This window comes from Asticcacaulis solisilvae, from assembly GCF_017875235.1.
Lineage (GTDB): Bacteria > Pseudomonadota > Alphaproteobacteria > Caulobacterales > Caulobacteraceae > Asticcacaulis > Asticcacaulis solisilvae_A.
This window is the reverse complement of record NZ_JAGGMI010000002.1, coordinates 163954-186095: the sequence shown is the minus strand read 5'-3', so window position 1 is coordinate 186095 and position 22142 is coordinate 163954. Positions and strand designations below refer to the sequence as shown.

Here is a 22142-nt window from a genome sequence, read left to right as displayed (position 1 = left end):
ACCTCTATTCCGCCGCGGCCGGCACGTTGCCGCGCCGCGACGCCGAACATTCCGCCATGGCGACGGAGGCCCGGGCAATCGGGTTGGTCATGTAGAAGTCCGTGACCGGCGACGTGAAGACGCGGTCACGGATGTCGCCCTTGGCGCCGAGGCCGCGGACGTCGAACATCTTGGTCGCGGGCCTTACGTCGATTCGGCCGAACACCGGATGGTCGGTGATCAGTTTCTCACGCAATTGCGACAGGCTGTCGTACGGCAGGGTCTTGCCGATGCGTTCCGACAGGGCGCGCAGGATGGCCCAGTCTTCCTTGGCCTGGCCCTTCGGGAAAACGCAGCGTTCGGCGATCTGAACGCGGCCTTCGAGATTGGTGTAGATGCCCGACTTCTCGGTATAGGCGGCGCCCGGCAAGATGATGTCGGCCGCGGAAGCGCCAGCATCGCCGTGGCTGCCGATATAGACAACGAAGGTCTTGCCCAGATCCTTTGGGTTGAACTCATCTGCGCCCAAAAGGAACAGGAGATCGACCCCTCCCCTTATCATGGCCGAGGCGTCGAGCGCCTCACCGACGGGTACGAAGCCCAGGTCAAGACCGGCGACGCGCGAGGCAGCCGTGTGAACGATGTTAAAGCCGTTCCAGCCGTCCTTGATGACCCCACAGGTGTCAGCGATCTCGGCGATTTCACGCAGGATCGCTCCGCCGTCTTCCCCGTTGAGCGCGCCTGGGCCGACCAGGATGGCCGGCTTTTTGGCGGTGCGCAGGGTTTCGCGGAAGGCGTGCTTCTTGAAATCCTTGACGGCCTTCGGACCGACACCGACGTGGGTGTAGTCATAGGTCAGGTCCGTCGCATCGCCGATGACGCCGATCTCGACGCCGCCCTTCAGCCAAGACTTGCGGATGCGGGCATTGATCAGCGAGGCTTCGTGGCGCAGGTCGGTGCCGACCAGCAGGATGGCATCGGCCTCTTCGATGCCGGCAATGCCAGTGTTGAACAGCCACGATTCGCGCGGTGTGCCTTGGGTGAACGGTCCGACGCGCGCACCGTCCTGGCGGCAGTCGAGATTGGTGACGCCCAGGGAATAGAACAGGTCGCGGGCGGCCTTCATGGTCTCGGCGTCGCTGAGGTCGCCGGCGATGACGCCCATCTTCGAGGCATCGGTCGCCTTGACCTTTTCAGCCACGGCGTCCAGCGCCTCGTTCCACGACACAGCGACCAGCTTGCCGTTCTTGCGGACGAAGGGCTGGTCCAGGCGGCGGCGCGCCAGGCCATCGACGGCATAACGCGACTTGTCGGTAAGCCACTCTTCGTTGATGTCTTCCTTAAGGCGCGGCAAGGCGCGCAGGACGGCCGGACCGCGATTATCGATGCGGATGTGGGCACCCAGGGCGTCGTGGACGTCGATCGTCTCGGTCTTGGTCAGTTCCCACGGGCGGTAGTTGAACGACCAAGGCTTGTGCGTCAAAGCGCCCACCGGGCACAGGTCGTTGACATTACCCGACAGTTCCGACGACACGGCCTGTTCGAGATAGGAGGTGATTTCGGCGTTTTCACCGCGCGAGATCATGCCCATTTCGGTGACGCCGGCGACTTCGGTCGTGAAGCGGACGCAGCGCGTGCACTGGATGCAGCGCGTCATGAAGGTCTTGATCGTCGGCCCGAGATACTTCTCTTCGACGGCGCGCTTGTTTTCTTCGTAGCGCGATCCGGCCTTGCCATAGGCCACCGACTGGTCCTGCAGGTCGCATTCGCCGCCCTGGTCGCAGATCGGGCAGTCGAGCGGGTGGTTGATGAGCAGGAATTCCATCACCCCTTCGCGCGCCTTCTTGACCATCGGCGTGTTGGTGAAGATTTCCTGGCCTTCGGCAGCCGGAAGCGCGCAGCTGGCCTGCGGCTTCGGCGGCCCCGGCTTCACCTCGACGAGGCACATGCGGCAGTTGCCGGCGATCGACAGGCGCTCGTGATAGCAGAAGCGCGGGATTTCCTCGCCCGCCAGCTCCGCCACCTGAAGCACGGTCATGCCGGGGTCGAACTCGACCTCCACACCATTGACTTTTGCCTTGGCCATGCCGTTATACCTCAACTTGCTCAGATAGTACGCGGATACAATTGCGATTTTTGCGGTTCATCTCATTCATCAGAACCATGACTTGTTCCCCGCCACATAGTCTTCGTAGAAGCTCTGTTCGGACTTCACGAGATAGATGATCAGTTCGATGAAACTGATGAAGGCGACGGCGGCGCCTGGCAGGATAATCACCCAGCCGATGGTGCCGCACAAAAGCATGATGATGCCGGCGCCCGTCTTGCCAAGATAGAATTTGTGAATGCCGCACCAGCCGAAGAAGAAGCACAGCAAGGCCGCGACCCACTTATTCTTTTCGCCGATGCCGGTGACGATGACATAGACGCCTGTCGCTATGCCGTCGCTGCCTTCGAAGTCGACGGTCGCGCCCTTCGGCACATAGGTCGTGTCCCCGCCGAGATCGGACGCGCTGAAGGTATAGCGCTGGCCGTCATCGCCGCTGATCAGGCCTGTGGAGCCGTTGAAGGAAAGCACCTTGCCGCGCATCGTCCCTGCTCCTATTCCGCCGCGACCGAATGGCCGGCGTAATTGCCCTTGGTGTTCCGATACTGGGCGATCCGCGCTTCGATTTCCGGACGGAAATGGCGGATCAGGCCCTGGATCGGCCAGGCGGCCGCGTCGCCGAGCGCACAGATGGTGTGGCCTTCGACCTGGGTGGTGACCTCAAGCAGGGTGTCGATTTCCGACGGATCGGCATCGCCCTTGACCATGCGTTCCATGACGCGCCACATCCAGCCCGTACCTTCGCGGCACGGCGTGCACTGGCCGCAGCTTTCGTGCTTGTAGAAGTAGCTCAGGCGGGCAATGGCGCGGATCAGGTCGGTCGACTTGTCCATGACGATGACCGCCGCGGTGCCCAGGCCCGAACGCAGGTTGCGCAAGCTGTCGAAGTCCATCGGCAGGTTTTCGCACTGTTCGGCCGGGATCATCGGCACGGACGACCCGCCCGGAATGACGGCCTTGAGGTTGCCCCAGCCGCCACGAATGCCGCCGCAGTGATCCTCGATCAGCTGGCGGAACGGGATCGACATGGCTTCTTCGACGTTACACGGACGCTCGACGTGGCCGGAAATGCAGAACAGCTTGGTGCCGGCATTGTTCGGCGCGCCGAAACCGGCGAACCAGGCGGCACCGCGACGCAGGATGGTGCCGACAACGGCGATCGATTCGACGTTGTTGACGGTCGTCGGGCAACCATAGAGGCCCGAACCGGCCGGGAACGGCGGCTTCAGGCGCGGCTGGCCCTTCTTGCCTTCAAGGCTCTCCAGCAGCGCGGTTTCTTCGCCGCAGATATAGGCGCCGGCGCCGTGGTGGATATAGACGTCGAAGTCCCAGCCATGGATGTTGTTCTTGCCGATCAGCTTGGCCTCATAGGCCTGCTTGACCGCGGCTTCCATGCGCTCGCGCTCAAGGACATACTCACCGCGCAGATAGATGTAGCAGGCGTGGGCCTGCATCGAAAACGATGCAATCAGGCAGCCTTCGATCAGCAGATGCGGATCGTGGCGCATGATTTCCCGGTCCTTGCAGGTGCCGGGTTCCGATTCGTCGGCATTGACGACCAGATAGTGCGGACGGTCCTTGACCTCCTTGGGCATGAAGCTCCACTTCATGCCGGTCGAGAAGCCGGCGCCGCCCCGGCCGCGCAGGCCGGAATTCTTGACGTTGGTGATGATCCACTCGCGGCCACAGGACAGGATGTCCTTGGTCGAGTTCCACGCGCCGCGCTGCTTCGCGCCCTCGAGGCCCCAGTCATGGAAACCGTAGAGGTTGGTGAAGATGCGGTCCTTGTCTTCGAGAATGCCGACCATCAGGCTTGCGCCTCCGCCGTGGGTGCGTTGGGGATTTTGACGGGTTTCGCCGCCGAGCCGTCATAGAGGCTGGCCGTCGACAGCGTCGTTGCGCCGCCCAGCGGCTCCGACGTGTGGCGGCCATTGTACGGGCCGGGCTTTGGGGATTTGCCCGCCGCGAAATCGTCGATGATCTGGGCCAGGTTTTCCGGCGTCAGGTCTTCGTAATAGTAGTCGTTGATCTGGGCCATCGGCGCGTTGCAGCACGCGCCCAGGCACTCGACTTCCTGCCAGGTAAACTTGCCGTCGGCCGACAGCTTGTCCTTGGGGCCGATCTTGTCCTTGCAGACCTTGAGCAGCGCATCCGAGCCACGCAGCATGCACGGCGTCGTGCCGCAGACCTGAATGAGGGCCGCCGAACCCACCGGCTCAAGCATGAACATGGTGTAGAAGGTCGCGACTTCGAAGACGCGGATCTGCGCCATGTTGAGCAGCTTGGCGATGGCGGTAATGGCGGGTTCGGAAACCCAGCCTTCCTGCTTCTGAACCAGCCACAGGATCGGAATGACCGCGCTCTGACGACGCGAGTCCGGATACTTGGCGATCCACCAGTTGGCCTTTTCCAGCGTTTCGGCCGAAAAGGCGAAACTGGCCGGCTGTTCCTTGGCTAGACGACGAACACCCATCAGGCGCCTCTCACAATACACATGTCAGCGACAGGGGCTTTACACCGCTTGCCGCGAAAAAACAGGGAAAAAACAATCGATCCACCCCTCATCATGACCCCATCGCCTGATAGCGCGCCGCGCGCGCCGCGCGGACCCGGTTCTGCGCCGCCGTCACGAAGGGCATGCGGCGCATGACGACGAGGCCCAGCAGCGCCACGCCGATCAGCACATAGTTGACGGTCATGTCGACGCTCACCGGCTGCAGCATCGCGTAGACGCGGAAGCCGATCACGGCAACGAAGGCCGGCAGGGCCGGCAGGAAGGTATAGATGACCAGGTCGCGGATATAGCCACCCGCCCCGCCGGTATGATACGGCCAGTTGGGACGCGAGATATATATGGTCAGGCCCAGGACGGCGAACACGACGCCAACGAGCGTAAGCGCCATCATCTGCTCGGTCGTCATCTGTCGACCTCCCCGAACACGATGTCGAGCGAACCCAGGATGGCCGAAACGTCAGCCAGCAGGTGGCCGCGGTTCATCCAGTCCATGGCCTGCAGGTGGGCGAAGCCCGGCGCGCGGATCTTGCAACGGTAAGGCTTGTTGGTGCCGTCCGACACCAGGTAGACGCCGAATTCACCCTTGGGGGCTTCGACGGCGGCATAGACTTCGCCTTCCGGCGTCTTGAAGCCTTCGGTATAAAGCTTGAAGTGATGGATGAGCGCTTCCATCGAATTCTTCATGTCGGCGCGGCGCGGCGGCGTCACCTTATGGTCGGTCGACAGGACCGGACCCGGTGTCACTTTAAGCTTTTCAACGCACTGTTCCATGATGCGAACGGACTGCTTCATCTCTTCGATGCGACACAGATAACGGTCCCAGCAGTCGCCGTTCTTGCCGACGACGATGTCGAAGTCGAATTCGTCGTAGCATTCATAGGGCTGCGAACGGCGCAGATCCCATGGCACGTCCGAGCCGCGCAGCATGACGCCGGTGAAGCCCCAGTCGAAAGCCTCTTCCTTGGATACCACGCCGATATCGACGTTGCGCTGCTTGAAGATGCGGTTTTCAGTAACCAGCGCTTCAATGTCAGCCAGGGCCTTCGGGAAATAGCGGCACCAGGCCTCGATGTCGTTGATCAGTTCCGGCGTCAGGTCCTGGTGGACGCCGCCCGGGCGAATATAGTTGGCGTGCAGACGCGATCCCGATGCACGCTCATAAAAGACCATCAGCTTTTCGCGCTCTTCGAAGCCCCACAGCGGCGGAGTCAGCGCGCCAACGTCCATGGCCTGGGTCGTAACGTTGAGCAGATGGTTCAGGATGCGGCCGATTTCGGAATAAAGTACGCGAATATAGGATGCGCGCTTAGGCACCTCGACGCCCAGCAGCTTCTCGATGGCCAGGCAGAAGGCGTGTTCCTGGTTCATCGGCGCCACGTAGTCGAGGCGGTCGAAGTACGGAATGTTCTGCAGATAGGTGCGGCTTTCCATCAGCTTTTCGGTGCCGCGGTGCAGCAGGCCGATATGCGGATCGACGCGCTCGACGATTTCACCGTCGAGATCGAGCACGAGGCGCAGCACGCCGTGGGCGGCCGGATGCTGGGGCCCGAAGTTGATCGTGAACTTACGATCGTCCTCACCCTTCGGCTGCACTTGCGTTGTCAGATCATCCGCCATGGACAAAACCTTTACCCATCAAACTCTTGTTATCACTACGACAAGTAACTTATTAACCGGCCTTGGCCTTCTCGTCGCCCGGCAGGATGTATTCGGCACCCTCCCACGGCGACAGGAAGTCGAACTTGCGATATTCCTGGACCAGCTTGACGGGCTCATAGACCACCCGCTTCTGCTCTTCGTCGTAGCGGACCTCGACATAGCCGGTCATCGGGAAGTCCTTGCGCAAAGGATGGCCCTGGAAGCCATAGTCGGTCAGCATGCGGCGCAGATCCGGATGGTTCGAGAACATCATGCCGTACATGTCGAAGGCTTCGCGCTCGTACCAGTCGGCGTTCGGATAGACTTCGCGGACCGATGGCACCGGCACGGCCTCGTCGGTCGTCACCTTGATGCGGATGCGGATATTCTGTGTCATCGACAGCAGGTGGTAGACGACGTCGAAGCGGCGTTCACGCTTCGGGTAATCCACGCCGGTCAGGTCGATCAGCTGGTGGAAGCGGTAAGGCTCGCGCTTCAGCTTCGACAGAATGTCGACGATGCGCTCGCGCTCAACCGTCAGGGTCAGCTCGCCGTACTGAAGGCGCGTTTCGAGAATCGCTTCCTTAAACTCGGCTTGCGCTCGTTCCGCCAGGGCCTGCAACTTTTCGATGGACATGGTTGCTCCCCTTAGCGGCGGATGCCGCCGGTGCGGCGGATCTTTTTCTGGAGTTGCAGCAGGCCATAGAGCAGTGCTTCGGCCGATGGCGGGCAGCCCGGCACGTAGACATCGACCGGCACGACGCGATCGCAGCCGCGCACGACACTATAGCTATAATGATAATAACCGCCGCCGTTGGCGCAACTGCCCATCGACAGGACGTAGCGCGGATCGGGCATCTGGTCGTAGACCTTGCGCAGGGCCGGCGCCATCTTGTTGGTCAGGGTGCCGGCGACGATCATCAGGTCCGATTGGCGCGGGCTGGCGCGCGGCGCCATGCCGAAGCGTTCCATGTCGTAACGCGGCATCGAGGCCTGCATCATTTCGACGGCGCAGCACGCCAGGCCAAACGTCATCCACATCAAGGAACCCGTACGGGCCCAGGTGATGACGTCGTCGGCCGAAGCGACCAGGAAACCCTTTTCATTGAGCTCGGCCGAAACCTGCTCGAAGAACTTGTCGTGGACGTCGGGATTATAGCCTTCGACCGTCGAGCGGCCCGCCTGCCCTGCTGGTACAATCACTCCCATTCCAGGGCTCCCTTTTTCCACACATATACATAACCAAGCGCCAGCTCGACCAGGAAGATGATCATCGTCCAGAAGGCGTACTGCATCGAGGAGATGTCCATGTCGAACAGGGTGACGGCCCACGGAAACAGGAAGGCCGCCTCGATGTCGAAGACGATGAACAGGATCGACACCAGATAGAAGCGCACGTCGAACTTCTGGCGGGCGCTGTCGAAGGCATTGAAGCCACATTCATAGGCCGACAGCTTTTCGGTGTCCGGCGCCTTGGGCGCCAGGACCAGGGCGGCGATGATGAAACCGAGGCCCAGCGCCGCCGCGATGCCGAAGAATATGATGACCGGCAGATAGTTCAGCAGGAATTTCGTAAACTCAGCATCCATTCGACACCTCTACAATACCGCGCACGTGTGCGCGACCGCGTGGACATTAACCGTGCCCACGGACTCAATCGACCCTGCTATTAGACCAGTTGGTTCTCCGCTTCAAACCTTTGCGGTATGAAATTTTCAAGTTTTCCGCCGCTATCGCCGTTTTTTGGACGCATTGCGGCGAAAACACGCAGGCCTTGCTGTGCATATGAAAATCACTCGCAATAAAAACACAAAACCGGAAATTACTCACAGGTTTGGCGATATCGCGCTTGACAGCCGGGCCGCCCCCGCATACTAAGCCGACCTCTCGACGGCGGACACGCTTTCGCAATCGAGACAAGGGAATGCGGGTGTAGCTCAGTTGGTTAGAGTGTCGGCCTGTCACGCCGAAGGTCGCGGGTTCGAGCCCCGTCACTCGCGCCACCCCTGCTGAAAAGCAATCGGGTGGCTCCGCATTTCCCTCCTCTTTCTTTCCTTACAATTCAAAAAATGCCAGATCGCCTTCACGGGCGAAATGCGCGTTCGCGACGGTGCGGACAGCCGGCGGACATAATTACGCCCTCTTTATTTTCAAATTCTGACTGCCTTGTGGGTGGGGTAAACGTACGCCGGGGTGTGCGCTGCCGGCCCGTGTAACGTCAGGCGTTGCGCGCGGGCTTTTCCGGCGGCGAAAATAAGGCTAAGGAAGACCGCACACAACACTTGCGAATGCGGCGACCGCCGTCGCCGTATCTATGAAAACCGAAGTTAAGCACCTCAGGGAAGCTTTTAAACCATGCGCAAACACCAGCTTCTGTCCGCCACAGCTCTGGGCCTTATCCTGACGGGCCTTGTCGCCGGACAGGCCTTGGCCGCGACGACGATCTCGACCGCCACCACCGCTCCCGTCAATACGACGACCACCGGCGACCTGACGGTTGATTCGAACGGCAAGATTACCCTGACTTCGGGCACCGCCATCACGGTGAATTCCAACAATACCGTCAGCCTGACCGGCGCCATCGACATGGCGAAGTCGGCCGACAATTCGACGGCGGTCCTGATTGACGGCGGCCGGACCTCGACCCTGACGATTGGCGGCGCCATCACGGTCACCGACGATTATACGGCCACGGACAGCAAGAACACGGGCGACGGCGTTCTGGACGGCCCGTTCGCGCAAGGCACCGGCCGTTACGGCGTCCGTTCGACGGGAACAACGCCGTTTGTCGGCAATGTGACGGTCTCCAGCGCCGCCGCCATCAAGGTCGAAGGCAATAATTCCTATGGCGTGCGCTTCGAGAACAAGATCGACGGCGCCTTCAAGACCGATGGCACCATCGCCATGGAAGGCGACAACAATACCGCCATCGCGCTTGAGAACGGTGCAACCGGCAATGTGATTCTTTCCGGCACCATCGGCGTGCACGGCAAGGATAGCTCCGTGGCCGTCCTCAACGGCGACTTCGGCGGTTCGGTCATCATCGACGGCGGCTACTCGTCGTCGGGCTATGCGACGGCCACGCCGTCGACCCTGACGGCCGACCAGCTCAAGGCCGTCATGGCCACGCCGGAAGACATGTATCAGAGCGGCGCGACCGTCAGCCTGTCGGGCAACTATACCAAGGGCGTGCTCATCGGTGCGGCCCAGGCCAACAATGTCGATACCGACACCTCGTCGGCCGATAGCAACCCGGATGAGGACGGGGACGGCCAGGTTGACAGTGATCAGGGTACCGCCAACATTACAAATTATGGTTCTGCCCCTGCCCTGCGCATCGGGTCCGCCACGACAGCGACGACCTTGGGCGGCGTCACCTATGCTTCGACCGCCGTTTCGCCGCCTGCCGTAAATTACGGCCTGCTGATTCGCGGCGGCATCACCGGCGCGGGCGTCTATACGGGCATTAACGGCACGGCGGTGCAACTGGGCGGCCTGGGCCAGGCGGTCACTATCGCCAACGGCATCGGCGTCTACAATACCACTGGTGTCATCTCCGCGACGTCGGGCGGCGGCAACGCGACGGGCCTCCTGGTCGGTGCGGGCCTCAGCACGCCCCGCCTGGACATCAACAAGGGAACCATCCGCGCCACGATCGCGACCGTGACGACCGGAACGACGACAAACGGCACCACGACCTATACCACGGTCGGCGCCGGCACGACGGCCCGCGCCATCGACATCGCCGCGGGCGCCAACCTGGCCGTCATCGACATCGCCGCCGGATCATCGGTCCAGGCAACGGCAACCGGTTCGACGGCCAATGCGGCCGCCATTCGCGACCAGTCGAACACCCTGACCACGCTTAACAACAAGAATATCATCGCCGCCACGATCACGGCCAGCGACGACAATGGCGACGGCGTCGCGGACACGCTCGTCAATCGCCCGGTCGCCATCGACACGCGGACCAACACGGTCGGCCTGACCCTGACCCAGACCGATACCGCGCCGACCGATTCCGACGCCGACAAGGCCATTGCCGCCCCGTTCATCGTCGGTGACATCCTGCTGGGTTCGGGCGGCGACGCCATCGCCCAGAACGGCGGCACGATTTCGGGCAATATCGACTTCGGCGCCGGCGCCAACAGCTATATCCTGACCGGCGCATCGACCTATTTCGGCAAGCTGTCGAGCACGGGAACGGTTGCCCTGGATATCGGCGGCACGTCGGCCGCCGCCCTGACCGCCGGAACCCGGCTCAACCTGACGACGCTGCATGTCGGTGACAAGGCGACGCTCGGCATTACGCTCGACACTACCGCCCCGACGACGCCGGTCTTCGCGGCGACCGGCACGGCGGTCTTCGACAATGGCGCGACGCTCAATATCGCGCTCAACAACGTCCTGCTGACGCCGCAGAGCTTCACCGTCATGACGGCGTCGAATATCAATCTCGGCAATATGGCTACCACCCTGGATGGCCGTACGCCTTATGTCTATCACGCCGACCTGACCACCGACGCGGCCAAGACCACGTTGTCGGCCAATTTCCGCCTGAAGACCCAGGCCGAAGCCGGTTTCACGGACAACGAATACGCCGCCTTCCTCCCGGTCATGAACGCGGTCAAGCAGGACGCCGCGGCGACGGCGGCCATCATGTCGACCCTGACCAAGGACGCCTTCGACCCGATCTATAACCAGTATCTGCCGGACTATTCGGGCGAAACCGCCATCACCCTGGCCCAGGGCCACGAATCGCTGACGCAGGGGTTGGGCAGCCTCACCGTCATTCCGAACAATGACGGCGGCCAGTACTGGCTGCAGGAATACGGCTTCCGCAACGAGCGCGAACGCGGCGACACCGCGGGCTTCGAGGCGACCGGCTTCAGCTTCGCCGGCGGCCGTGAAACCGCCATGGGCGACAAGTCGATGGTCGGCGTATACCTGGCCTATACCTCGACGACCCCGATCGACAGCTTCGCCATCGGCAACGAAGACCTGGTCGCGTCGGACCTGACCATCGGCGGTTACTGGCGGATGCGCAGCGGCGGCTTCAAGGGCTGGGCCCATGTCGGCGCCGGTTTCGCGCAGTTCGAATCGACGCGCGAACTGTTGAGCAAGCAGGTGGCGCATGTCGCCGAATCGGAGTGGAACGGCTATTCGTACAGCGCCGGTATCGGCGCCTCGGTCGATTATCGTGCCGGCTTCTTCAATGTCACGCCGGCGCTCACGGCGGACTTCTTCGGTCTCAACGAAGAAGAGCGGTCCGAGACCGGTGGCGGCGACTACTTCAACCTGGATGTCGCCAGCCGTGATTCGAAGATTGCAAGCGCCAAGGCGCTCGTGAATGTCAGCTATACGCGCTGGTTCATCCGTCCGGAACTGTGGATTGGCTGGAAGCAGAGCGTCGCCGGCGATCTGGGCGATACGGTCGCCAACTTCAAGGGCGGCACGGCCTTCACGCTGAACGGCGGCGAAATCACCGGCGGTGGGCCGGTGGCCGGTTTCCGCCTGTCGACCGACAACGAGTACAGCTACTTCTCGCTGGAAGGCAATTACCAGGATCTGGAAGCCTACAAGAACTACAGCCTGTCGCTGCGCACGCGCTTCCAGTTCTAGGAATGGATCGCACGGTATAGGTGTCAAACCGCCAGTCTTTTCATAAGGCTGGCGGTTTTTGTTTGGGGGAAACAATGGAAAAGGCTGCGCGTTATCTGATGGCTGTTGGACTGGCGGTGGGGTTGGTCACCAGCCTTGTCGCGTTTGTCGGCGGCTGGCCGGGCGACATGATCTCGCCGTTTCGAATCCAGTTTCTGATTCTGGCGACTGCCGGGCTGGTGGCGACGGTTCTGCTGAAGAAGCGCTGGCTGATCGCTCTGGCGGCCGTGGTCGTGGCGGTCAACCTGGCGCCCGTCGCCTGGCGGATATTCAACCGGCCCATCCTGCCCGCCGAGGCGCAAGGAAAGCCTGTCAGCCTGGTTTTCTCGAACGTGCTGACCGGCAATCCGGAGCACGCCAAGGTCCTGGCCCTGGTCGAGGCCGAGGGGCCTGACATTTTTGCCGCCGCCGAGACCTCGCCGGAATGGATCGCGGCGCTGGAAGGATTGTCGGATCGTTATCCCTACCGCTACGGACCCGACCTCGGTATATTCGGCGTGGCCATCTACGCCCAACGCCCGTTCAAAGCCGAGGTCTTCGAATTGGGGACGCGGGGCATGACGGCGGCACGCGCCGATTTCGGCGACTTCGTCCTCTATGTCGCCCATCCCATGCCGCCGGCCAACACTGTGCTGACGGTCGACAACCGCGTCTATCTCGATGCCCTTGCGGTGCGGATCGCGCGGGAAACCAAGCCGGTCGTGCTGGCCGGCGATCTCAATGCCACCCTGTGGTCAGGCAGCCTGAACTCTCTGATGGCCAACAGGATGCAGTGGCCGTCGGGGTCGGGCATCACCCACACCTGGCCTGAAGGCCGGCCGTGGCTGGCGATCCAGATCGACCACGTCCTGACCAAGGGCGTCAAGGCCGGCAAGTTCAAGGTGTTGACGCCGGTGGGATCCGATCACTTGCCCGTGCGCACGGATCTGGTGTTCTGAAAAACACTGGCAAGACGGCAGCAATCTGCTTAGCATTCCGCCGTTCAACAGACGGCCGACCGATATGCCCGTAACCCTGCCGCTTGTGCTGAAGCGCAAGCCAAAGATGAATGTATGGCAGTCGCTGTGGGTGCGGGCCATGCTGTGCCTTCTCTTCGTCGGCATTGCCATGGGCGGCCACTGGCTGGACCGCGAAGGACTGAAGGACAATATCGATGGCCACGTATCATTCAGCGATGTCGTCTATTTCACCGCCATAACGGTTACGACCGTCGGCTATGGCGATATCGTGCCGGTCAGCGACCGGGCGCGCATGTTCGATACCTTTGTCGTGACGCCGGTCAGGCTGTTTATCTGGATCATCTTTCTCGGCACCGCCTACACGCTGGTGCTCAAAAGCACGTGGGAGCAGTTTCGGACGCACATGATTCGGAAAACACTGAAGGACCACATCATCATCTACGGCTATGGCGCCACCGGCGAATCGGTGGTCGATGAGCTGCTGCGCCAAGGCGAGAAGTGCGAAACCATCGTCGTCGTCGATCAGAGCGAGCACCGCATCTCCGCGGCCATAGAACGCGGCGTCACTGGCATTGTCGGTGATGCGACCGTGAACGCCACACAGGCTGCCGCCAACATCGCCACTGCCCGGGCGGTCATCATATCGACCCATCGTGACGATTCGACCGTTTTGATCGTGCTCAGCGCGCGGCAGATGAATCCCACCGTGTCGATCAGCGCCGCGGTCCGCGCAACCGAAAACGAAGACCTGATGCGGCAAGCCGGCGCCAACAACGTCATCAATCCGGTAAGCATGGGTGGACACCTGCTGGCGCGGGCTTCGGAAGGCCGGCACGTGGTCGAATATATTGCCGATCTGGCTTCAGCCGATGGCTGCGTGGTGCTGCGCGAGCGCGAAATTACGGCCGACGAAGCCGGCCAATCGCTTGAATCGCTTACGACCGGCAAGGGCCTGCGCCTGTGCCGTGGCGGCAGGATCCACGGCTATTGGGAAGAGGAAGCGAAAGCGCTTCAGGCCGGGGATGTAATCGTCGAGATTGCGCGCACCGGCAGGGATTAGGCGCGCTTCGGCTTTGTGGCGCCCTTCAGCAGACGCTGAAAGGTCGGGCACTCGAGATGGCTGGGCGCCGGGCATTGGGCGGCGTGCCGCAGGCCATCGCGTAAGGCGCTGAGGCGGCGAATCGTGCGGTCGAGTTCGTCGGCCTTGGCCGCCAGGGTCATGCGATCGATGTGCACGCTGCCATCGACGCCGAACATGGCGGCGATGTCGTCGAGCGAAAAGCCGGCCTTGCGGCCCAGCGAGATCAGCGAGAGGCGCTCGAGCACGGCGGTTTCAAACAGGCGTTTCAGGCCGCGCCGGCCGATCGAGGCGATCAGGCCCTTTTCCTCGTAGAAGCGTAGGGTCGAGGCCGGCAGGCCGGACTGTCTGGCGACTTCGGCGATGTCGAGCATGGGCAAGCCTTGCGTTTTTTATCCTTGACCTCAAGTTAGCTTGAACTTGTAGACTTTTCCAGACTCGTAAGGATATGCGGGCAATTTATTGAATCAGATAAGGAATGTGACCATGACCGGATTTACGGGAGCGGACTTCTGGGACGAGCGATACAAGCAGGAAGCCTATCTTTACGGCGCCGAGCCCAACGACTTCCTGCGCGAACATGCCGGCCTGTTCGGCCCTGGCGGCCGGGTATTGAGCCTGGCTGAAGGCGAAGGGCGCAATGCCGTCTTCCTGGCGGAACAGAACTGCCGGGTACAAGGCGTTGATTTTTCGCCGGAAGGCCAGGCCAAGGCCTTGGGTCTTGCCAGGGCGCGCGGTGTCGCGATTGACTATGTCCTGGCCGATCTCACGCGCTATGACATGGGGACCGCCGCTTGGGACGGCGTGGTGTCGATCTTCTGCCACCTGTCTACGCGCGACCGGCCGCCGCTTTATGCCGCGATCCGGACGGCGCTGAAGCCCGGCGGGGTATTTCTGCTGGAAGGCTATAATGCCGCGCAACTGTCTTATTGCACTGGCGGGCCGAAGGATGTCGACTATCTGACGTCACTGGACATGCTTGTCGAGGCGTTCGAAGGCTTCGAGATTATCCTGGCGCGGGACACTGTCCACGACATCCGCGAAGGCCTGGGCCACACGGGTTCCGGCTCGGTGACTCAATTTATAGCGCGAAAGTTGGGCTGACGTGAGCATGCGGCCCTGGCCACACGTGACGTCACGATTCCGGGTCCAGGGTGCCTCGCACCCTGGTGGTGGGCGATGACGGGATCGAACCGCCGACCTACTCGGTGTAAACGAGCCGCTCTGCCAGCTGAGCTAATCGCCCTCTCCAGGAGGAGGCTCCGTTTGCCGCGTGCCCCCTGAAAAGTCAAGAGACGTTTCCGGTATCCGGAAACGTCCCCTGAATTACGTGTGGATGGCCCTTAGTGGCTATCCGAACAGATTAGCCGTTCAGCGCGCCCTTGAGGCCTTCGCCAACGCGGAAGCGGGCCGTGACTGAGGCCGGACGCTTCACGGTTTCGCCGGTGCGCGGGTTGCGGGCCGTGCCGGCTTCGCGCTTGACGGCGAGGAAGGTGCCGAAACCGACGAGACGGACGTCATCGCCGCTCTTCAGGGCGCCGACGACGCTGTCGGTGAAGGCGTCCAGGGCCTTCTTGGCTTGATCCTTGGTGAGTCCAGCCGATTCCGCGATGGCGGCTACCAGTTCAGCTTTGGTCATATCTGTTTCTCCCTTACCCGAGTACGGGCGGTTGGCTATTCGCCCTGTTGCAGCCATTGGGTTTGCGGTTTCGAACCGACCATTGAGTCGCCAACAGGTGACGGGATAGAGACACCAAAAATTAATGCGCGTCAAAACAGAAATCGGAGTTTTTGCACTGCAAACCGTGTTTTTTTAAGGGTTTGCGGGTTTTTGAGGTATTTTGACGCCGTCCGGACACAAATCAATTCGAAGTCAAGCGCAAAAAAACGCCTTTTTCGCCTTAGACCTTGCCAGGCAACGGGGTGATTCGAGAATCAGCCGGCAGGGGCGAGGCAAGGCTATTTTCCATTTTATTATGCGGGCTGGGCCCTGCCCTATCCTTTCCAAATGTCCGACGCGCTAGGTTGGTCCTATTCGAAACAGCCAGGGTGACAGATATGCCGCCGGTCTTTGATTGCCTGATCATCGGCGGCGGGCCGGCGGGTCTGACGGCGGCGATTTACATGGCGCGGTTCCGGCGCTCGGTGGCGCTGATCGACAATGGCCGCAGCCGCGCCGAGCTTATTCCGGTGTCGCACAACTTCCCGGGCTTTCCGGACGGCGTAACCGGCCTGAGCCTGCTGGGCCGGCTGAACGCGCAGCTGTCCGCCTACGAAGTGGCGCGATTTGACGGCCTGGCGGATGCGCTGGAGCGAGACGCAGGCGGATTCGCCGCCTGTTTCGGGCCGGAGCGCGTCATGGGGCGGACGGTGATCCTGACGACGGGCATTACGGATGCCGGGATGGATACGCCGAACTGGGCGACAGCGGTTTCCAAAGGCGCGTTGCGGCTGTGCCCGGTGTGCGATGCCTATGAGATCATCGACAAGCGGGTGGCGATCATGGCGCGGACCGAAGGCGCCATGGCGCACGCGCTTTTCCTGAGGACCTACACGGCCGACCTGACCCTGATCCACGTCATGGAGAAGGACGGCCTGACGACCGACCAGAAGAACTGCCTGTCCGAGGCGGGAATCGGCCTGCTGGAATCGTCGCAGGCGGCGCTGAAGGTCAGCGAGACAGGCGAAGCCGCGGCGGTGGTCGACGGTCAGGTGCACGTCTTCGACAGCATCTATCCGATGTTCGGCTGCCGGCCGCGATCCGGTCTGGCGCTGGCCCTGGGCGCCGACTGCGACAGCGCCGGCAATCTGGTGACCGACGCCTATCAGCAGACCTCGGTGCCGGGGCTATATGCGGCGGGCGACGTCGTCAGCGGGCTGAACCAGATCAGCGTCGCCGTCGGGCAGGCGGCGGTGGCGGCCACGCATATCAATGTCGAGCTGCCACGCCGCTGGTGAGCCTTTCTCAAGACGCACGCAGCTTTTTTGCCAGCATTATGGCGGCGACGACGCAGCCGCTGAACAGGGCGCCTTCAAGGCCGCTGGTGACCAGGCGGCTGACCGGACCGAAGGTGGTTTCGCCCAGGGCGTTCCAGATAGGATCGAGTCGCAGGCGCGACGCCGGCACGTGCTGACTGAGCAGGAACAGGCTGCCTGCCATCATCCGCCCGCCGGTCAGGAAGACAAAGATGCCGGCGGCGCCACCGCTGAGCAGGCCGATGACCGCAAAGCGACGCAGCGACGGCTTTGTGCCCGGCCGTCCGGCCATCCAGGCGCCGAAGCCGACGCCGGCGCCCAGGATCGCGCCTTCCGGGGCGCCGGTGATATTGCCCGGCGACTGGCCGAACAAAAGGCTGAGGGCATCGAGGCCAACGAGTTTGACGATGGCGCCGACGATCAGCCCGCCGGCTGAGCCGCCGGCGATGGTCCACAGCGTCGGGCCGCGCGACGCCAGGCTGCCCGCGGCAATGCCGAAACTGACGCCCAGGCCACCCAGGAAGGCGACGATCACGGTCAGGCAGATGATGACGAGCAGGACCGAGACCGCGCCCATGCCGGCGACCATGGGTTGGGACGAGGCGCTGAAGCCGTAGAGCATGCCGCCGATGATGCCGGCGAAGACGGCGCCCGCCGTCCCTGCCCCGCTCAAGGCGAGCAGTTGCCGCCAGTCATAGGGTTTTGCCGGTGTTGGCACCGGTCGGGCGGCCGCCGCGGGTTCGACGGATAGGGCGGGCGGAATGATCTCGACCGGCGCGATGAAGCGATAGCCGTGCTTGACGACCGTCTCGATAAAGCGCGGCTTGCCGGCATCGTCGCCCAACTGGCGGCGCAGCGTCCGGATGCACTGGGTCAGGGCCTCGTCGGTGACCGGCACGCCACGCCAGACCTCGTCGAGAAAACGGTCCTTGGAGACCAGCTTGCCCTGTTCGCGCACCAGCAGCGCAAGGGCGTCGAGATAGCGCGTGTTCAGCTCCACAGGGACGTCATCGCACCTGAGCTGGCGATCCTGGGGATCGAGAACGAAGCGTTCGAAGCGGAAGCGGCCGGTGGTCATGGCGATCATGTTTACCTGATCCGCGAACCAGCGCAATCGCTCCGGCATGCTCTATTTTTCAAGCTTCGCCGGATCGATGACGACGTGGCGGATGCGCTTGCGGTCCCAGGTATAGGTGATGTGGACCAGGCCGTCGGAGGTCTGGATGACGGCAGGATAGGCGTAACCACTTTTCAGCGACGCGGCTTCGAGCGTCAGGACGTCGCGCCAGGTGACGCCATCATCCGACAGGGCGATGCTGATCGGATAGCGTGGCCCCTTCCCTGGCTGGTCTGGAAAATGGCCGGTGGGATTATAGACGATCAGTTGCCGGCCGTCCTTGAGCGTCACGGCGTCCGTGCCGGAATTGGGATTAGGCAGGTTGCTGGCGACAAGCGGGCTCCAGGTCTTGCCGTTGTCCTTCGACCAAGTCATGGCGACGGTGCCCTGACGCGTGCGGGCCATGGCCTGAAGCTGGCCGTCCTTATGGAACAGGATGCTGGGCTGGATGGCTTCGATGCCGATCGGCGACGGCACGTCGGCGGTCTTGCTCCAGGTCCTGCCCTTGTCAGATGAGCGCTCGAAATGCAGCCGCCACGCCGCATTGCCGGCGCCCGTCATGCCTTCGCGGTCTTCGGCGCTCGACGGCGACAGCCATGTGCCGTCAGCGAGCACCACTGGCTTGTTCTTGATCGGGCCCAGGATACCATCGGGCAGGCGTTCGGGTTTCGACCATGTGCGGCCGTCGTCCTCGGAGCGGATGACCATGCCCCACCAGGTCTGCGGGCTTGGGCCGGCCTTATAAAAAAGATTGAGCTCCCCGCCCGGGGCCTGGAACAGCACAGGGTTCCAGGTCGGCAGGTGCGTGCCGTCAACCTGTACGCCATCAGCGACGCTGACCGGCGTCAGCCATTTGCCGTTTTCCATGCGCGCGAACCAGATCGCCACGTCCGGGTGGCGCTCATATTCCCCGCCGAACCAGGCGGCGGCGATGGTGCCTTTGGTTGTTTGGACGATGGTCGAGGCGTGCGCTTCGGGGTAAGGCGCCGTGGCGTAGATGTTTTGCAGGCGCAGGACGGGATTGGCCTTTGATACGCCAGGTGCCGCCAGCAATAGTGTAAGTGCGGCAGCGATCAGCTTCATCATGGGGGACCTTCGCGTGTAGCTGTTGACGGCAAATCCCCCTTCCGTCATTTGCTCCGCAAATGCCACCTTCCCCGTAAACGGGGAAGGAAAAGAGGTCCAAATCCCTTCCCAGTTTCGGCTGCCGCTGAGGCCGGGGAAGGTGGCAGCGAGCAAAGCGAGCTGACGGAAGGGGGATTTACGCTGTAATTGATAAGCTACCGGTAACACAGGCCTTACAAAAACAAAAATGGCCCGGGGTGAACCGGGCCATTTCCGCTATTTTTGAGTGACCTTAGTGGGCCGTCGCCGCGTCGGAGTCGTCGGTGGCGGTGGTGGCCGCGCCCGAGGTGATGATCGGCTCGATCCATTCGATCGGCGTCAGAGGTTTCACCAACGCGTGGCGCAGAACCTCGTCGGCCTGGCTGACCGGAATGATCTCCAGGCCCGACTTGACGTTGGCCGGGATGTCGACCAGGTCTTTCTCGTTCTCCTTCGGGATCAGCACGGTCTTGATGCCGGAGCGCAGGGCCGCCAGCAGCTTTTCCTTGAGCCCGCCGATCGGTAGGACGCGGCCGCGCAGGGTGATTTCACCCGTCATGGCCAGGTCCTTGCGCACCGGAATGCCGGTCAGGACCGACACCATGGCGGTGACCATGGCGATACCGGCCGACGGACCGTCCTTGGGCGTGGCGCCTTCGGGGACGTGAACGTGGACGTCGGTCTTGTCGAACACCGGCGGCAGGATGCCGAACTTGGGCGCCAGGGCCTTGACGTAGGAGTTGGCCGCCGAAACGGATTCCTTCATCACTTCCTTCAGGTTGCCCGTGACCTTCATGTTGCCCTTGCCGGGCATCTTGATGGCTTCGATGGTGAGGATGTCACCACCGAATTCGGTCCAGGCCAGACCCGTAACGATACCGACCTGATCGGTTTCGTCGGTGGCGCCATAGTGGTACTTCTTGACGCCGGCATATTTGGCCAGGCGCTCATCGTCGACCGTGATCGCCTTGACGTTTTCACGCGCCAGGTCGCGGATCGTCTTGCGCGCCAGGTTGCCCAGTTCACGCTCCAGCGACCGCACGCCGGCTTCGCGGGTGTAGTAGCGGATGACGTCGCGGATCGTCGCTTCCGGCACGATGAACTCTTCAGTGGTGAGACCGTGGTCCTTCATCAGGGTCGGCAAGACGTGACGCTTGGCGATCTCGACCTTCTCATCTTCGGTGTAACCCGGGATGCGGATGATCTCCATGCGGTCCAGCAGGGGCTGGGGCATGTTGAGGCTGTTGGCCGTCGTGACGAACATGATCTTCGACAGGTCGTAGTCGACCTCAAGATAGTGGTCGGCAAAGGTCGAGTTCTGTGCGGGGTCCAGCACTTCGAGCAAAGCCGAAGCCGGATCGCCGCGCCAGTCGGCGCCCATCTTGTCGATTTCATCGAGCAGGAAGAAGGCGTTGGTGGACTTCACCTTCTTCATGTTCTGGATGATCTTGCCCGGCATGGAACCGATATAGGTCCGGCGGTGACCGCGGATTTCGGATTCGTCGCGCACGCCGCCCAGCGAAATGCGGATGAATTCACGGCCCGTCGCCTTGGCGATCGACTTGCCGAGACTGGTTTTGCCGACGCCCGGAGGGCCGACGAGGCACAGGATCGGGCCTTTCAGCGTCCCCATGCGCGCCTGGACGGCCAGGTGCTCGAGGATGCGCTCCTTGACCTTTTCCAGGCCATAGTGGTCGGCTTCGAGGATGTCCTCGGCCTTCTTCAGGTCGATGGCCTTCGGTTTGACGGCGCCCCAGGGGATCGACAGCAGCCAGTCGAGATAGTTGCGCACGACCGTACTTTCGGCCGACATGGGCGACATGTGGCGCAGCTTGTTCAGTTCGGCCAGGGCCTTGGTGCGGGCTTCCCTGCTAAGCTTGGTGCCCTTGATCTTCTTTTCGAGCTCGGCCAGTTCGTCCTTGCTCTCGTCCTGCTCGCCCAACTCGCGCTGAATGGCCTTCATCTGCTCATTCAGGTAATATTCCCGCTGGGTCTTCTCCATCTGACGCTTCACGCGGCTGCGGATCTTCTTTTCGACCTGCAGGACGGAGATTTCACCTTCCATCAGGGCATAGATCTTTTCCAGGCGCTTGGTGACGGATAGTTGCTCCAGCAGCGCCTGCTTGTCGGCGATCTTGACGACCAGATGGGCGGCGATCGAGTCCGCCAGGATGTCGGCGTCGCTGATTTCCGCAATTGCATTAAGACTTTCCGGCGGAATCTTCTTGTTCAGCTTGATGTAATTCTCGAACTGCTCGGAGACGGCGCGGGTCAGGGCTTCCGTGTCCGGCCCTTCGCTTTCGCCGCCGTCCAATACATAGGCCTCGGCCTCGTAATAGGGTTCGGTCGACAGGAAGCGCTTGACGCGGGCGCGCGACTTGCCTTCGACCAGCACCTTGACCGTGCCGTCGGGCAGCTTCAGCAGCTGCAGCACATTGGCCAGGACGCCGATCTCATAGATGGCGGACGTGTCGGGATCGTCATCGGAGGAATTCTTCTGGGTGGCGAGCAGGATCTGCTTGTCGCCTTTCATCACCTCGTCAAGCGCCTGGACCGATTTTTCACGGCCGACAAACAAAGGCACAACCATATGCGGGAAGACCACGATGTCGCGCAGCGGCAGGACGGGGATGGTCACGAGATCCAACATTTTTACTCCTTGCGGCATGGATCTGCCGCCTGACAAGACGTCTTTCGCCTCGTGTTAACAAGTGTAAACGCGAGGTCTCTAGAGAGTCTTAAAGATAAGGCGCTTCACGAGCTTGTGCTGTCTTCGGGAAGACCAGCGAATCCGCTTGAGCGCTTCGTTAACAGATGTGGGGGAAGGCCAGCGAAACTTCAAGGGATGTCGAAACCAGCCCGCCTCTCCTGTCCACTGGATTCTCCAGTGCGGACGTTAACCGCACCGTAGCCTCCTGCCGGCTTTAAGGAAAATCACATTACGAGCCGGTGCACTCTAAAAGCAGAGGCGCATGCGTTGACGCAAATCCCCCTTCCGTCATTTGCTC

At 62.0% G+C, this 22142-nt stretch carries 19 protein-coding genes and 2 tRNA genes; 6 read left to right on the top strand and 15 right to left on the bottom strand.

Annotated features, from left to right (window positions below; translation table 11 throughout):
* Positions 1–4 precede the first annotated feature (4 nt).
* From nuoG to ndhC, 9 genes are all read right to left on the bottom strand, one after another.
* Complete coding sequence (nuoG, locus tag J2X24_RS03930; protein ID WP_209716942.1) at positions 5–2065, bottom strand: NADH-quinone oxidoreductase subunit NuoG; 2061 nt, start codon at positions 2063–2065, stop codon at positions 5–7.
* Positions 2066–2134: 69 nt separating this feature from the next.
* Positions 2135–2569 carry a TM2 domain-containing protein gene (locus J2X24_RS03925; protein ID WP_209716940.1) on the bottom strand — a complete coding sequence of 145 codons (435 nt, stop codon included), beginning with the start codon at positions 2567–2569 and terminating at the stop codon, positions 2135–2137.
* A gap of 11 nt (positions 2570–2580) precedes the next feature.
* Entirely contained in the window at positions 2581–3894 is a 1314-nt protein-coding gene (gene nuoF / locus J2X24_RS03920) for an NADH-quinone oxidoreductase subunit NuoF (protein WP_209716937.1), read from the bottom strand.
* On the bottom strand, positions 3894–4559 hold the full coding sequence (gene nuoE / locus J2X24_RS03915; protein ID WP_209716934.1) for an NADH-quinone oxidoreductase subunit NuoE: 666 nt from the start codon (positions 4557–4559) through the stop codon (positions 3894–3896). The genes nuoF and nuoE overlap by 1 nt, the downstream gene beginning before the upstream one ends.
* A 91-nt stretch (positions 4560–4650) precedes the next feature.
* Positions 4651–5007 (bottom strand): hypothetical protein, encoded by a 357-nt coding sequence (locus J2X24_RS03910; RefSeq protein ID WP_209716931.1) that lies wholly within the window; start codon positions 5005–5007, stop codon positions 4651–4653.
* Positions 5004–6218, bottom strand: a complete 1215-nt coding sequence (locus tag J2X24_RS03905) for an NADH-quinone oxidoreductase subunit D (protein ID WP_209716928.1) — start codon at positions 6216–6218, stop codon at positions 5004–5006. Before J2X24_RS03905 ends, J2X24_RS03910 begins: the two co-directional genes overlap by 4 nt.
* Before the next feature lie 52 nt (positions 6219–6270).
* Entirely contained in the window at positions 6271–6876 is a 606-nt protein-coding gene (locus tag J2X24_RS03900) for an NADH-quinone oxidoreductase subunit C (RefSeq protein ID WP_209716925.1), read from the bottom strand.
* An 11-nt stretch (positions 6877–6887) separates the two neighbouring features.
* A complete protein-coding gene (locus J2X24_RS03895) occupies positions 6888–7469 on the bottom strand; it encodes a NuoB/complex I 20 kDa subunit family protein (protein ID WP_192620206.1) in 582 nt (193 codons plus the stop codon).
* The gene (gene ndhC / locus J2X24_RS03890; RefSeq protein ID WP_209716921.1) at positions 7439–7828 is read right to left on the bottom strand and encodes an NADH-quinone oxidoreductase subunit A; all 390 of its coding nucleotides are present in this window, start codon (positions 7826–7828) and stop codon (positions 7439–7441) included. The genes J2X24_RS03895 and ndhC overlap by 31 nt, the downstream gene beginning before the upstream one ends.
* A gap of 337 nt (positions 7829–8165) precedes the next feature.
* Here ndhC and J2X24_RS03885 point away from each other — a divergent pair.
* From J2X24_RS03885 to J2X24_RS03870, 4 genes are all read left to right on the top strand, one after another.
* Positions 8166–8242: transfer RNA gene (locus J2X24_RS03885), tRNA-Asp, on the top strand.
* 352 nt (positions 8243–8594) lie between these two features.
* Positions 8595–11861 (top strand): autotransporter outer membrane beta-barrel domain-containing protein, encoded by a 3267-nt coding sequence (locus J2X24_RS03880; RefSeq protein WP_209716917.1) that lies wholly within the window; start codon positions 8595–8597, stop codon positions 11859–11861.
* A 74-nt stretch (positions 11862–11935) separates the two neighbouring features.
* Positions 11936–12838: an endonuclease/exonuclease/phosphatase family protein gene (locus tag J2X24_RS03875; RefSeq protein WP_209716913.1), complete on the top strand. Its 903-nt coding sequence runs from the start codon at positions 11936–11938 to the stop codon at positions 12836–12838.
* Between the two features lie 64 nt (positions 12839–12902).
* Positions 12903–13919: a potassium channel family protein gene (locus tag J2X24_RS03870; protein WP_209716910.1), complete on the top strand. Its 1017-nt coding sequence runs from the start codon at positions 12903–12905 to the stop codon at positions 13917–13919.
* Here the strand turns inward: J2X24_RS03870 and J2X24_RS03865 are convergent.
* Positions 13916–14311, bottom strand: coding sequence for a helix-turn-helix domain-containing protein (locus J2X24_RS03865; protein WP_245344434.1), 396 nt, complete (start codon positions 14309–14311; stop codon positions 13916–13918). The two genes, J2X24_RS03870 and J2X24_RS03865, sit on opposite strands and share 4 nt — an antisense overlap.
* A gap of 112 nt (positions 14312–14423) precedes the next feature.
* On the opposite strand from J2X24_RS03865, the gene J2X24_RS03860 reads away from it, so the two are divergent.
* The gene (locus J2X24_RS03860; RefSeq protein ID WP_209716905.1) at positions 14424–15041 is read left to right on the top strand and encodes an SAM-dependent methyltransferase; all 618 of its coding nucleotides are present in this window, start codon (positions 14424–14426) and stop codon (positions 15039–15041) included.
* A 66-nt stretch (positions 15042–15107) separates the two neighbouring features.
* Here the strand turns inward: J2X24_RS03860 and J2X24_RS03855 are convergent.
* Positions 15108–15183, bottom strand: a tRNA-Val gene (locus J2X24_RS03855).
* A 117-nt stretch (positions 15184–15300) separates the two neighbouring features.
* A complete protein-coding gene (locus J2X24_RS03850; RefSeq protein ID WP_192620214.1) occupies positions 15301–15576 on the bottom strand; it encodes an HU family DNA-binding protein in 276 nt (91 codons plus the stop codon).
* Between the two features lie 419 nt (positions 15577–15995).
* Between J2X24_RS03850 and J2X24_RS03845 the strand changes: the two genes are divergently transcribed.
* Positions 15996–16895, top strand: a complete 900-nt coding sequence (locus J2X24_RS03845) for an NAD(P)/FAD-dependent oxidoreductase (protein ID WP_209716902.1) — start codon at positions 15996–15998, stop codon at positions 16893–16895.
* A gap of 7 nt (positions 16896–16902) precedes the next feature.
* On the opposite strand, the gene J2X24_RS03840 is transcribed toward J2X24_RS03845, so the two are convergent.
* From J2X24_RS03840 to lon, 3 genes are all read right to left on the bottom strand, one after another.
* Positions 16903–18039: a winged helix-turn-helix domain-containing protein gene (locus tag J2X24_RS03840; protein WP_209716899.1), complete on the bottom strand. Its 1137-nt coding sequence runs from the start codon at positions 18037–18039 to the stop codon at positions 16903–16905.
* 3 nt (positions 18040–18042) lie between these two features.
* Positions 18043–19116 carry a sialidase family protein gene (locus J2X24_RS03835; RefSeq protein WP_209716895.1) on the bottom strand — a complete coding sequence of 358 codons (1074 nt, stop codon included), beginning with the start codon at positions 19114–19116 and terminating at the stop codon, positions 18043–18045.
* A 271-nt stretch (positions 19117–19387) separates the two neighbouring features.
* Positions 19388–21784, bottom strand: coding sequence for an endopeptidase La (lon, locus tag J2X24_RS03830; protein WP_209716892.1), 2397 nt, complete (start codon positions 21782–21784; stop codon positions 19388–19390).
* Positions 21785–22142: the final 358 nt, after the last annotated feature.

Excerpts from the sequence above, each read along its gene's own strand:
- J2X24_RS03865 (WP_245344434.1), bottom strand. The coding sequence starts at position 14,311 with ATGCTCGACATCGCCGAAGTCGCCAGACAGTCCGGCCTGCCGGCCTCG.
- J2X24_RS03900 (WP_209716925.1), bottom strand. The coding sequence starts at position 6,876 with ATGTCCATCGAAAAGTTGCAGGCCCTGGCGGAACGAGCGCAAGCCGAG.
- J2X24_RS03880 (WP_209716917.1), top strand. The coding sequence starts at position 8,595 with ATGCGCAAACACCAGCTTCTGTCCGCCACAGCTCTGGGCCTTATCCTG.
- J2X24_RS03925 (WP_209716940.1), bottom strand. The coding sequence starts at position 2,569 with ATGCGCGGCAAGGTGCTTTCCTTCAACGGCTCCACAGGCCTGATCAGC.
- lon (WP_209716892.1), bottom strand. The coding sequence starts at position 21,784 with ATGTTGGATCTCGTGACCATCCCCGTCCTGCCGCTGCGCGACATCGTG.
- J2X24_RS03835 (WP_209716895.1), bottom strand. The coding sequence starts at position 19,116 with ATGATGAAGCTGATCGCTGCCGCACTTACACTATTGCTGGCGGCACCT.
- nuoF (WP_209716937.1), bottom strand. The coding sequence starts at position 3,894 with ATGGTCGGCATTCTCGAAGACAAGGACCGCATCTTCACCAACCTCTAC.
- nuoG (WP_209716942.1), bottom strand. The coding sequence starts at position 2,065 with ATGGCCAAGGCAAAAGTCAATGGTGTGGAGGTCGAGTTCGACCCCGGC.
- J2X24_RS03870 (WP_209716910.1), top strand. The coding sequence starts at position 12,903 with ATGCCCGTAACCCTGCCGCTTGTGCTGAAGCGCAAGCCAAAGATGAAT.
- J2X24_RS03860 (WP_209716905.1), top strand. The coding sequence starts at position 14,424 with ATGACCGGATTTACGGGAGCGGACTTCTGGGACGAGCGATACAAGCAG.
- J2X24_RS03845 (WP_209716902.1), top strand. The coding sequence starts at position 15,996 with ATGCCGCCGGTCTTTGATTGCCTGATCATCGGCGGCGGGCCGGCGGGT.
- J2X24_RS03910 (WP_209716931.1), bottom strand. The coding sequence starts at position 5,007 with ATGACGACCGAGCAGATGATGGCGCTTACGCTCGTTGGCGTCGTGTTC.
- J2X24_RS03840 (WP_209716899.1), bottom strand. The coding sequence starts at position 18,039 with ATGCCGGAGCGATTGCGCTGGTTCGCGGATCAGGTAAACATGATCGCC.
- nuoE (WP_209716934.1), bottom strand. The coding sequence starts at position 4,559 with ATGGGTGTTCGTCGTCTAGCCAAGGAACAGCCGGCCAGTTTCGCCTTT.
- J2X24_RS03875 (WP_209716913.1), top strand. The coding sequence starts at position 11,936 with ATGGAAAAGGCTGCGCGTTATCTGATGGCTGTTGGACTGGCGGTGGGG.
- ndhC (WP_209716921.1), bottom strand. The coding sequence starts at position 7,828 with ATGGATGCTGAGTTTACGAAATTCCTGCTGAACTATCTGCCGGTCATC.
- J2X24_RS03905 (WP_209716928.1), bottom strand. The coding sequence starts at position 6,218 with ATGGCGGATGATCTGACAACGCAAGTGCAGCCGAAGGGTGAGGACGAT.
- J2X24_RS03850 (WP_192620214.1), bottom strand. The coding sequence starts at position 15,576 with ATGACCAAAGCTGAACTGGTAGCCGCCATCGCGGAATCGGCTGGACTC.